This is a genomic window from Zobellia galactanivorans, assembly GCF_000973105.1.
GTDB lineage: Bacteria > Bacteroidota > Bacteroidia > Flavobacteriales > Flavobacteriaceae > Zobellia > Zobellia galactanivorans.
In genome coordinates this window covers 1,173,331-1,184,816 of the sequence record NC_015844.1, presented here as the reverse complement: position 1 = coordinate 1,184,816, position 11,486 = coordinate 1,173,331, and the positions used below count along the sequence as shown (strand labels likewise).

The 11,486-nt window shown below is 40.8% G+C and carries 10 protein-coding genes and 1 tRNA gene; 6 read left to right on the top strand and 5 right to left on the bottom strand.

Features of this window, described 5'->3' with window-relative positions:
* Positions 1 to 151: 151 nt before the first annotated feature.
* The 4 genes from ZOBGAL_RS04705 to ZOBGAL_RS22580 form a co-directional block, all read right to left on the bottom strand.
* A complete protein-coding gene (locus tag ZOBGAL_RS04705; RefSeq protein WP_013992364.1) occupies positions 152 to 1,273 on the bottom strand; it encodes a FecR family protein in 1,122 nt (373 codons plus the stop codon).
* A gap of 117 nt (positions 1,274 to 1,390) precedes the next feature.
* Positions 1,391 to 1,969 (bottom strand): RNA polymerase sigma factor, encoded by a 579-nt coding sequence (locus tag ZOBGAL_RS04700; protein WP_013992363.1) that lies wholly within the window; start codon positions 1,967 to 1,969, stop codon positions 1,391 to 1,393.
* A gap of 138 nt (positions 1,970 to 2,107) precedes the next feature.
* The gene (locus ZOBGAL_RS04695) at positions 2,108 to 2,950 is read right to left on the bottom strand and encodes a glycerophosphodiester phosphodiesterase (protein WP_013992362.1); all 843 of its coding nucleotides are present in this window, start codon (positions 2,948 to 2,950) and stop codon (positions 2,108 to 2,110) included.
* Positions 2,951 to 3,767: 817 nt separating this feature from the next.
* A complete protein-coding gene (locus ZOBGAL_RS22580; RefSeq protein WP_013992361.1) occupies positions 3,768 to 4,163 on the bottom strand; it encodes a hypothetical protein in 396 nt (131 codons plus the stop codon).
* A 288-nt stretch (positions 4,164 to 4,451) separates the two neighbouring features.
* Here ZOBGAL_RS22580 and ZOBGAL_RS04685 point away from each other — a divergent pair, with 288 nt between their 5' ends.
* Positions 4,452 to 4,805, top strand: a complete 354-nt coding sequence (locus ZOBGAL_RS04685) for an ISAon1 family transposase N-terminal region protein (RefSeq protein ID WP_013992360.1) — start codon at positions 4,452 to 4,454, stop codon at positions 4,803 to 4,805.
* Positions 4,792 to 5,778, top strand: coding sequence for an ISAon1 family transposase (locus tag ZOBGAL_RS04680; protein ID WP_013992359.1), 987 nt, complete (start codon positions 4,792 to 4,794; stop codon positions 5,776 to 5,778). The genes ZOBGAL_RS04685 and ZOBGAL_RS04680 overlap by 14 nt, the downstream gene beginning before the upstream one ends.
* Before the next feature lie 117 nt (positions 5,779 to 5,895).
* Here the strand turns inward: ZOBGAL_RS04680 and ZOBGAL_RS04675 are convergent.
* Positions 5,896 to 5,968 (bottom strand) — tRNA-Met (locus tag ZOBGAL_RS04675).
* 187 nt (positions 5,969 to 6,155) lie between these two features.
* On the opposite strand from ZOBGAL_RS04675, the gene ZOBGAL_RS04670 reads away from it, so the two are divergent.
* The 4 genes from ZOBGAL_RS04670 to der all read left to right on the top strand — a co-directional run bounded on the left by ZOBGAL_RS04670 (position 6,156) and on the right by der (position 11,484).
* On the top strand, positions 6,156 to 7,520 hold the full coding sequence (locus ZOBGAL_RS04670) for an alanine/glycine:cation symporter family protein (protein WP_046287750.1): 1,365 nt from the start codon (positions 6,156 to 6,158) through the stop codon (positions 7,518 to 7,520).
* Complete coding sequence (gene era / locus ZOBGAL_RS04665) at positions 7,507 to 8,391, top strand: GTPase Era (RefSeq protein ID WP_013992357.1); 885 nt, start codon at positions 7,507 to 7,509, stop codon at positions 8,389 to 8,391. Before ZOBGAL_RS04670 ends, era begins: the two co-directional genes overlap by 14 nt.
* Positions 8,392 to 8,498: 107 nt before the next feature.
* Complete coding sequence (locus ZOBGAL_RS04660) at positions 8,499 to 10,034, top strand: choice-of-anchor I family protein (RefSeq protein WP_013992356.1); 1,536 nt, start codon at positions 8,499 to 8,501, stop codon at positions 10,032 to 10,034.
* Positions 10,035 to 10,179: 145 nt separating this feature from the next.
* Entirely contained in the window at positions 10,180 to 11,484 is a 1,305-nt protein-coding gene (der, locus tag ZOBGAL_RS04655; protein WP_013992355.1) for a ribosome biogenesis GTPase Der, read from the top strand.
* Positions 11,485 to 11,486 lie beyond the last annotated feature (2 nt).

The window sequence follows — 11,486 nt, the reverse complement described above, 5'->3', positions numbered from 1 at the left end:
TGTGGTAATTCTTTTAGAAAAATCACTTTAGTCCAATCGGGAAATGTTGACGCATTTCTCGATTTTTTTTAATTTTTAGTATTGATACTAGAGTGCTTTTTTATTGTTGGTTTTTACTTTGGTTGTTCTAGTTCATAAGTATTATGGTTTTTTATTCTGTTATATTTATTTGATTTCCATTAATGGTATAATTGATATTATAGGTTGTTTTCAAATCTTGAAGCACAGCTTCTATAGGAGTATTTTTACCTAGATTGGCATTGAATTTTTCTTTCGATATACTTAAATTATCATTTGAGATTTTGACGTTGTAATGTCTCTCCAATTTTCTTAGAATATTTTCAAAAGTCATTTTCCTAAAAACCAGTTCATTCTGCATCCATGAAGTATAGAGGTCGGGTAAAACCTTCTCTTTAGAAAATTCTCTATGTTTTTTATTGAAGCTTGCTTTATGTCCGGGAGCGAGTAAAGTACCTTTCTCTAGAAAATTCTCCTCATGTTGGTAGAGACTCACGGAGCCTTCAATTAGAACAACTTCGGCAACTTCATCTTCTGGGTATGCATTGATATTAAATTGAGTGCCAAGTACCCTAATGTTCAACTCATCGGCATTTACTATAAATGGACGCAGGGAATCTTTCTTTACATTCAGAAAAGCCTCCCCTGATAGAAATATTTTTCTTTCTTCTCCCCTTAAAAATTTGACAGGATATTTCAGTGATGAACCGGCGTTGAGATGTACACTGGTGCTATCTGATAATAGGATGTCGAAGGTTTTTCCGTTGGGAACAGTTAATGTATTGTAAGCAAGTTCACTTTTTGAGTTTGCAGGATAATAGACAAGTTCTCTTTTCTTTTGCTTTCCAAAGAGTTTACCTTGTTCATCGAACAGTTCAGTTGTAGCGTGCTCATCTAAGACCTTTAATGAACCATCTTCGAGCTCCAATGTAATCGTGTTATTTGGTAACCTATCATTTTTTTGGAATAAGTAGACAATGGCGATTAGGCTTATAAACGTTGCTGCAATCGCCCCAAGCTGTTTCCAATAAATTTTCTTATTGTTGATAGATTTAATATCGCTAAGCTTTAAAGCGTTAGTGATGTTTTTCAACAATCGAATTCTTGTTTGTTCCGTCTCCAATAAATTCCAAGAATCCATTTTATTTTTCCCTTGGGCTTCATTACAGAACTCGAGTAGAAGCTCCTCTTCTTCTTCAGAACAAAAACCATTTGCATGTTTGTCTAATAAACTAATGAATTCTTTCTTGGTCACAATTATCCTGTTATGGTATCAAGACACAAAATGGTGGGGGGTACTCACGTCTCATATTCAAAAAAAGCCTGAATTAACGTATTGGTAACATTAAATATAGCGGCAATTAACTTTTGACTAGATATTCCAGAAAAGCACTAGGAAGTGTAACGATTTTCCCAGTGTACTTCTGAGTTCTTTAGAGGCTAGGTACAATTGATTCTCTACACTTCGATGTGAAATATTAAAAAAATCGGCAATCTCGGTTATTGAATAATTTTGCAGTCTGCTCATCAAGAAAATTTCTCTTCGTTTTTCGGGTAGATTTGAAGCAGCGTCTTTGATAAGAAATGTTAAATCCTCTAGATTTAGATTTTGTTCTGCTTCGGAATTTAAACTCAGTGTACTTATAATTTGTTCGTTTAGGGACGAGAATTTATTATCCCTTATTTTTAATAGTGCATTGTTTCTAACAGCATTGAATAGATAATTCTTTAATCGTTCTATTTGGGTAGTTTCTCTATTTGTCCAAATTTTAATAAAGACCTCTTGGATAGTGTCTTCGGTAAGTCCTTTGTCTTCTAGAATATTTAAGGTGTAGGCGTAAAGCTGTTTCCAGTACCTATTATATATCTGATGAAAAGCTAGTTCGTTCCCTTCTCTTATGAGTATAAGAAGTCGTGTATCAGATATTTCCGTAAGATTGGTTGGTGTCATTTAATATTTTCAAGGATGAAGATAATTGCACGCATATCAACTTAAAGGAGGAAAAAAGTTAAGTAATCATTAATTATAAGGGAGACGATTGAACCCATACGTGAATAAACCGTTGATGTTAAAGGTAAAACTCAGGGATTAATGAGATGTTTCAATTCCTATGGAACGTGCAGCTTCAAGCATTTCAGATAAGTTATCGGTTAAAACGAAATCAACCCCTTTGTTGAGTAATGTTATGCCTTCTTCGGGAGTGTTGCTGTAGAAATAATTAATTTTTATATTATTAAATTTTAGCGTTTCGATGTCCTTGAGAATATTCGTGTTATCTCTTTTCTTTAATAGTTGTATGGCTGCAAATTTCTCTTTAGCTGTAGTTTGGATATAGTCACTCCGGGAACTGGTTCGCTCCATATTACAAATCATAATATCACTGTTTACTAGCCTAACACCTTTGGCGCTTTCATTGTTACATGCTATAATGGCCTGATGTGTTCTATTCTTAGCAAGAATTGTTTTGGCAACGGCAATTCCTAATTTTTTATCTCCCTTTAAATGTACGTTCAACCAAATGTTTTTTGGAAAAACGTCAAGAACATCGTCTAGCAAAGGCACCCTTTCTCCTTTAAATTTTTTGGATTTCCATGCTCCGGCATCGAGCTCTTTAATTTCATTCCATGTTAGGTCTTCTACCAAGCCTGATCCATCTGTAGTTCGGTCGACCGTAGCGTCGTGCATGATGATCAGTTTGTTGTCAATAGTCATTCTTACATCAAATTCAATCATCTGAGCGCCCAGGCGCACTGCTTCTTTAAATGCCGAGATGGTGTTTTCAGGATGTAGTTTACTAGCACCTCTGTGCGCACAAATACCCCTTTCTGGCATTTTAGGGTCGTCCTTTTGTGCATGTGTGGTTATTGCGAAAATGTTCAAAGAGTTTGTAAATAGAAAACCAATAAGAATGATTTTTAGGAAATGGACCATGATTATGTGTTAAAACTTTTTAGGGCTTATATGAAGCTCTTTAATGGATTATTTAGCTGATGATATTATAACTGTATGTTATAGTAACATAGGAGGCTCCTAATGTACACCTTCTATGTATTTAAGAAAGGGCGGTATTGTTATCTATTTGTAAAATCTAAGTAAAGAATCTGAATGGAATTGGTAACGCAGAAGAATACTTAATGGAGATACCTTTTTAAATATACAGCAATTAAAAAAATGTTTGAGAGGTTATTGTGGACGCTACCAGAAAATACGGCTCAATAGGTGTTAGTTTAGTTCAACCTAAGGTTGTACCAGGGTTATACCTGTGTGTAAATATGAGCTATTTATTTGTTGGAGTTTTACGCTAGTTTTCAGTGTCCGGTATCTTACCATTTATGTCACTAATTCAATTATCAGGGGTGTATGATATGGTTAACAAATGGGAACTTGATTAGAGTTACCCGCATCATTCATTTTCACCTACACTTCATTTTTTTACGATTCGATTTAATCAGGGGCCTTGCTCAGATTTGCCGGTAATATCGGCACCCTTTTACACCCATCTTCCATCCCTGGTATTGGGAGGGTTTAAATAAGAAGGTAGCCACGGTAGTTGGAAGTTCTTATGATATGTTATTATGGCACCATGATTTTGGACACCTGCTAAGACACCGTGTTTTTTACCGTGATCGGCACATTCGATCAAGGTATCAGAAACCCTAACTGCGGTTTCTTCCTAGGTATGTTCTTCGGGTTGGTGTCCAGCAAAGATACGCATGACCGGAGCTCCCATTTTTGCTGCGACCTCAATTCATTGTTTCGTTAATTCCATGTCGGCCATTCTCTTTTTCTTATTAGCTGGGGAAAAATCAGCTCTTATACCTGTGCCACTTCCATCTAGACCAAGCTGAAATATACGCCGCTTGAAATCGTTTATAAAAAATGTCTTAGGAACTTCTGGATATCCCAGGAAGAAATACCCTGTTGGGTCAATAGCATCAAAACCCAGCCGAGCACGTTCATCTAACAATTGAAAGAGGCTCATGCCTTCAGTCTTCCCTTTTATATAGTTGAAGAGTGGCATGTTGTAGGACCAGGCATTTAGGCTTAGTTTAATTTTAGAAGTAGGACTATAAAAAGGTAAAGGTTCTTGTGATGAATAGGTATGCTCTAATGAGGAATTCCCTAGTGTCATGCCAATGGGCAAAATGGAAGCACTTTTAGTGAATTTTCGTCAAGTAGTGGGTTTTAGGGTTGAATTAAGTTTGGTTATTTTGTTGCTAAAGAAAACTACTCTACTGAGTATGAAATAATTTGGTGTAAACAATGTGCTTCATGTTAATAGGGAGCGCTTTTGTAACAAGTATTGATCAAGGGTCATGATCAATATTTGTATTCACACAACAATTGGTCATGATCCGTCTTTATGGATCAAGCTCAAAAGTTGTGTGTGAATTGAAATAGGAGTTCGATATTTGCAGTAAAACGAACAGCATTGGAATTATCTATCGACCTATTAAAGCTTATACTGCCGGAACTTTTACTAACCCACTTTAAACTAGTTTCCCATGAAACTGAAGATGGTATGCTTCATTTATATTTTGAAGAAAAAGAGGATACCCCTAAAGAGGAAAAACACCGCATTTTAATAGGCCATGGATTTCATAAGGAGATCGTCGTCCAGGACTTTCCATTGCGGGGAAAGTCGGTCTTTCTCCACATTAAGCGCCGCCGTTGGCTGGACAAGGCCACGGGGCAAGCCGTGCAAAGAGATTGGGAGTTGGTGGCCCAGGGAACTCGTATGACCGTAGAGTTCGCTGCTTTTTTAAAAGTACTTGGTCAGTACTAAAGCAAATGACTGTCATACCATCGGCCAATTCTATGGGGTAAACGGCAAAAAACTACAGCGACAGTTTAGGGATTATCTAAGCGATTTCAGGCAGTGGAAGGAGAAATCCCATGCCAAGCAATGGCTTATATTCCCCGAAAACATAGGGCCTAATCTGTCCATTGACGAAACAGCACTCTCCAAAGGAGAACTCTACACCATAATCACCAATAAAAAAGCCAAGGGCAAGAAAGGGGCCATAGTGGCCATATTCTCCGGTACCAAGGTGGGGCCGATTATAGAGCAGCTGTTAAAGATATCGGCCAAGAAAAGGGCCATGGTCAAAGAAATCACTCTGGATATGGCCAACTCCATGAAGACCATCGCCAAGACCTGCTTCCCAAAGGCGATACAGGTAACGGACAGGTTCCATGTGCAAAAACTGGCACTGGAGGCCCTTCAGGACATCCGAATCAAACACCGATGGGAGGCCATAGACCAAGAGAACCAACAGATTAAAGAGGCCAGGGCAAAGAACGGGACATTCGTCCCAAAAGAGTTTAGCAATGGGGATACCAGAAAACAACTCTTAGCCAGAAGTAGGTACCTACTTTACAAATCACCAAACAATTGGACGCAGAACCAAGCCGAAAGAAGTAAAATATTGTTCGCCCAATATCCCGATATAAAGGTCGCCTTCGATCTTGTGCAGGGGCTCAGGAACATATTCAATACAGCAGCTTCTATACAATCTGCATATACAAAGCTGGCACATTGGTACAAAGATGTACAGAACACAGGCTTTAGGGCCTTCAATACCATTGCCAATACGATATCACTCAATTATAGGTCGATCCTAAACTATTTTATAAATAGAAGTACGAATGCTTCTGCGGAATCCTTCAACGCAAAAATTAAAGCGTTCAGGGCACAGTTCAGAGGGGTGAAAAATGTAGAATTCTTCCTTTACAGATTGACGACAATTTTTGCATAAACACAACAATTGGTCATGATCCCACAACAATTGGTCATGATCCCTGAAAACCGAAAAAATGTCGGGAAGAAAAAAAGCCATTTATCTGATTGTTCAGATAAATGGCTTCTTAATTAGTAGCGGGGACTGGACTCGAACCAGCGACCTTCGGGTTATGAGCCCGACGAGCTACCTACTGCTCTACCCCGCGATATGGGTTTCACCTTTCTTGTTTTGCAACTTCGGCTCATGACGCCGACAAGATGAGCGCTACTATTCGTAACGGGCGACAAATATACGACTGTTTTTTACTTAATTCCAAACTTAAGCCAGAATCTTTTTTGGTATACTTGAAAAAATATCCAAATTCCATACCTTCGGGACTTGCAAGCCTTTTTATGGATACAATAAACGATTTTATTTCAGCTGCACTTCCCTATACGGAGTGGCCCATGTTTCTCCTGCTTATTGGAGGGGGACTTTTCTTGGTGTTTTACTCTAAATTTTTACCTTATCGTTTCTTTGGTCATGCCATTGCCATTACGGCAGGGAAGTATGATAATAAGACCGCCGAAGGTGATGTAAGTTCTTTTCAGGCCTTGTCCGCTGCCGTTGCGGCAACCGTTGGGCTAGGAAATATTTCCGGGGTGGCCATAGCCATTCACGATGGTGGACCCGGTGTGGTTTTTTGGATATGGGTGACCGCGCTTATCGGCATGTGTATCAAATTCTATTCATGTAGCCTTTCCATTATGTTTCGCAGTACGGATTCCGAAGGCAAACTGCAGGGTGGCCCCATGTACTATATAACCAAAGGACTAGGGCCAAAAGCCAAGCCTTTGGCCGTGTTTTTTGCCGTTTGTGGACTGTTCGGTTTTTTGGGGGTTTTTACCGCCAATCAGTTCACCGAAACCTTTATGAGTGTTGTTGAACCGTCGGAGACCCTGTTTCAAATGAGCGAGCAGAATTGGAAGTTGGGCATAGGTGTGCTTCTTGCCGTGGTTACCTCCTTTGTGATTTTTGGAGGGTTGACCAAAATTGCGAAAGTGGCCTCGGCCATCGTTCCTTTTATGGTATTGGTGTATTTGGTGGCCGTTGTAATCGTAATGGTGTTAAATGCTTCGCAAATTATTCCTTCCTTAAAATTGATCATTACCGAAGCATGGAACTTTAAGACCGTCGTCACCGGAGGTTTCTGGGGGCTGGTCATCATAGGTATCCGCCGGGCTATGTTCTCTAACGAGGCCGGTCTGGGTAGTGCACCGATGTACCATGGGCAATCAAAAACCGATAATCCTATAAAGGAAGGTCTTGTGGCAATGTTAGGTCCATTTATAGATACCATTTTGGTATGTACCTTTACAGCGGTCGTAATCATTTTAAGCGGAGCTTATTTGGAGGATGGTAGCGGAATTGTCATGACCCTTTCGGCATTCGAGACCACCCTCTTCGGCTATGGCGATGTGCTACTGATGATCATCGTTACGGCATTTGCCATGTCTACCCTGTTTACCTACTCGTATTATGGGGTAAAGTGTCTTTCTTTTTTGACCAATGCAAAAATTGGGAAGTTTTACAACTGGTATTTCGTAATCATGATTATTTTTGCAGCAGTAGCTTCGCTCGACTTGGTTAAAAACCTGATTGACTTATCGTACGCACTCATGGTCATACCGAACATGATAGCCGTTTTATTACTGGCACCGAAAGTAAATGCAGCGGCGACCGACTACTTTAAAAAATTGAAAGATGCAAAAGCATAAAGCAGGATTCGTAAATATTATCGGCAATCCCAATGTGGGCAAGTCTACTTTGATGAACGCTTTTGTGGGCGAAAAACTGTCCATCATTACTTCTAAGGCCCAGACAACAAGGCACCGTATTTTAGGTATTGTCAACGGCGATGACTTTCAGGTCATCCTCTCCGATACTCCCGGAATCATTAAGCCCGCCTATGAGCTGCAGTCGTCCATGATGAATTTTGTAAAATCGGCCTTTGAAGATGCAGATGTGCTTTTGTACATGGTCGAGATCGGCGAAAAGGCTTTGAAGGACGAAGCGTTTTTTGACAAGATCAAAAACAGCAAAATACCGGTGTTGCTATTGCTTAACAAAGTAGATACGGCAACCCAAGAGCTTTTGGAGGAACAGGTGCAATACTGGCAAGAAATGCTTCCTACCGTAGAACTGCACCCCATTTCGGCCTTGTCCAACTTTAATATCAAGAATATTTTCGAGCGTATTATCGAACTGCTTCCCGAAGCACCCGCTTATTACCCTAAAGATCAGCTGACCGATAAACCCGAACGGTTTTTTGTAAACGAGACCATTCGAGAGAAAATCTTGATGCACTACAAAAAAGAAATTCCCTATTCCGTAGAAATCGAGACCGAAGAGTTTTTTGAAGATGAAGATATCATCAGGATGCGCTCGGTTATTATGGTGGAGCGAGATTCCCAAAAGGGTATTATTATTGGCCACAAGGGCAGTGCCTTAAAAAGGGTAGGCGTAGAATCGCGTAAAGACCTAGAGAAATTCTTCGGTAAGCAGGTGCATTTGGAATTGTATGTAAAGGTCAATAAAAACTGGCGTAACGATGCCCGCCAGTTGAAACGCTTTGGATACAATAACTAAACCTTCTTAACCCTTTCATTGCGTTCTTTTAAACATTGCTTGTTCTTAAGCTAACTTTTAAGTGACCTTGAAACTTCATCTTTGGTGATTAATAACCAAACTTGAAGATGAAAAAAATTAAAAGTATTCCGTTTATTCTTATCGCATTGGGTAGTTTTTCCTGTGAAAAACTGGAAGATTTTGTCGGCCATCCCCACGAAGGCCCTGCCGTAGTGAACACCTCTGAGCTTACCTATACCAAGATAGGAGGTTTTGTTAATGGTTCCGGCGAAGAGGGCTTTGCCGAAATTAGTGCTTACGATGCTGTTACCGGAAATTTATTTGTTGTTAATCCGGTACAGGGCGAAGTTTCCGTTTGGGATATTTCCGAACCTTCCGTGCCATCAAAACAAGCTTCCATTGCCTTGACGGGAACCCCTAATAGCGTTGCGGTTCATCATGGTCTTTTGGCCATAGCCCTAGAGAACGACAATAAACAGGTAAACGGTACGATAGAGGTATATGATACCGCTACCATGAGCTTGGTCGACTCTTATCCCGCAGGTGCTTTGCCGGATATGGTCGCGTTCAGCCCGAACGGAAAATATATTGTTGCCGCTAATGAAGGGGAGCCTAATGACGATTATACGGTAGATCCCGAAGGCTCGATATCGGTAATCGATGTTGAAAAAAAAGAGGTTCATACTTTGTTCTTTACAGCGTATAACGGACAGACCATCGGGAACGATTTTCGTGTTTTTGGTCCTGAGGCTTGTCTGGCGCAAGATGTTGAGCCGGAATATGTGGCGGTTTCCGAAGATAGTAAGTACGCCTATGTCAGTTTACAGGAAAACAATGGTATGGCCGTTGTTGATCTGTCTACAATGACATTGACCGATGTTTTCGGTTTGGGGGTGAAGGATCATTCCCTTACTGAAAACGCCATGGATGCCAGTAATAAAGACGGTATGCTGGGCAACTTTCAAACATGGCCGGTACTAGGTTTTTATATGCCCGACGCTATTGCCTATGCCAAAATAGGGGGAGCTGCTTACCTTATTTCCGCCAATGAAGGCGATTCCCGTGATTACGACGGTTATTCGGAAGAGGAAAGGGTAAAGGACCTTGTACTCGATGCTACGGCCTTTCCTAATGCCGAAGAACTACAGGCCGATGAAAACCTCGGACGGTTAAAAATCACTACGGCCAATGGCGATATCGATGGCGATGGTGATTATGATAAAATCTACTCCTATGGCGCACGCTCATTTACCATCTGGACTCCCCAGGGTGAAATCGTTTACGATAGTGGTGATGAAATTGGAAGAAAAACGATGGAAATCGCCCCTACTTTGTTTAATGACGATGAAGGTGAAGCCGATGGAAGGAGTGATGATAAGGGGGCGGAACCCGAATCGGTAACCACACTTAAAATTGGAGAGTCAACCTTATTGTTCGTCGGCCTTGAACGAACCGGAGGTGCCATGGTTTATGACATTACCAACCCCTCGGCCCCTGAATTTTTAAAATGGATCTTTAGTACGCAAGATGTTGCACCTGAAGGACTCTTGGTCATACCCGCGGAAGAATCGCCAAACGGTGAAAATTTATTGGTCATCACCAATGAGGTATCCAATACCGTTTCGATCTATGAAATAAAATAAAGTCTTTAACCGGCTAAAACATAGTAGAATCCCCGAATTTCATTTTGAGATTTGGGGATTCTGTTTTTAATTTACTTACGATTAGTTGATTAGAATTACGATTCCATCGGGATTAATACTATTTTTGCAGCAAATTTAAGGAAGTATGAGTGCTATTGTAGCCATTGTAGGGAGACCGAATGTAGGGAAGTCTACGTTTTTTAATCGTTTGATCCAACGGAGGGAAGCTATTGTTGATGCCGTAAGCGGGGTTACCCGTGACCGCCACTATGGAAAAAGTGATTGGAACGGTAAAGAGTTTTCTATTATAGATACCGGTGGTTATGTTCAGGGTAGTGACGATGTTTTTGAACAAGAAATAGATAAGCAGGTAGAATTGGCCATTGATGAAGCCGATGCCATTATTTTTATGGTAGATGTGGAAAGTGGTATAACGGGCATGGATGAAGACGTTGCCAACTTGCTCCGTAGGGTGAAAAAACCGGTTTTTTTGGCGGTCAATAAAGTAGACAATGCCAAACGTGCCGAAGATGCGGTAGAGTTTTATGCCTTGGGACTGGGAGAGTATTTTACCCTTTCCAGCGTCAACGGTAGCGGTACGGGAGATTTGCTCGATGCCTTGGTAGAAGTGCTTCCTGAAAAGGAAAAGGAGGAAGCTGACCTTCCGAGGTTTGCCGTGGTAGGAAGGCCCAATGCAGGGAAATCTTCCTTCATAAATGCCTTGATCGGTGAAGACCGTTATATCGTTACCAATATTGCCGGTACTACTAGGGATAGTATCGATACCAGATACAACCGTTTCGGGTTTGAGTTCAATCTTGTCGATACGGCGGGTATACGAAGAAAATCGAAGGTAAAGGAAGATTTGGAATTCTATTCCGTGATGCGTTCGGTAAGGGCCATTGAGCACTGTGATGTTTGTTTGGTAATGTTCGATGCCACTCGCGGATTTGATGGCCAGGTCGAAAATATCTTCTGGTTGGCCCAACGGAACAACAAGGGTATCGTGATTTTGGTAAATAAGTGGGATTTGATCGAGGAGAAGGAGACCAATACCATGAAGCAATATACGGAGCGGATCAAAAAAGCGATGGAGCCTTTTGTAGATGTGCCTATTCTCTTTATATCGGCACTGACCAAGCAACGTATTTACAAGGCTATAGAGACGGCCGTAGAGGTGTATAAGAACCGATCTAAGAAGATAAAGACCAGAAAGCTTAACGATGTCATGTTGCCGATCATAGAGCGCACTCCGCCACCGGCCTATAAAGACAAATATGTGAAGATCAAGTATATCACCCAGTTGCCGACAAACTATCCCCAATTTGCCTTTTTCTGTAATCTTCCACAATACGTGAGGGAACCTTATAAGCGGTTTTTGGAAAACAAACTAAGGGAGAACTTTGATTTTAACGGGGTACCCGTCACTATCTATATGAGGAAAAAGTAAGG

Coding starts and splice junctions, on each gene's coding strand:
- ZOBGAL_RS04700 (WP_013992363.1), bottom strand. CDS start 1,969: ATGACACCAACCAATCTTACGGAAATATCTGATACACGACTTCTTATA.
- ZOBGAL_RS04695 (WP_013992362.1), bottom strand. CDS start 2,950: ATGGTCCATTTCCTAAAAATCATTCTTATTGGTTTTCTATTTACAAAC.
- ZOBGAL_RS04670 (WP_046287750.1), top strand. CDS start 6,156: ATGGATACAATAAACGATTTTATTTCAGCTGCACTTCCCTATACGGAG.
- era (WP_013992357.1), top strand. CDS start 7,507: ATGCAAAAGCATAAAGCAGGATTCGTAAATATTATCGGCAATCCCAAT.
- ZOBGAL_RS04660 (WP_013992356.1), top strand. CDS start 8,499: ATGAAAAAAATTAAAAGTATTCCGTTTATTCTTATCGCATTGGGTAGT.
- der (WP_013992355.1), top strand. CDS start 10,180: ATGAGTGCTATTGTAGCCATTGTAGGGAGACCGAATGTAGGGAAGTCT.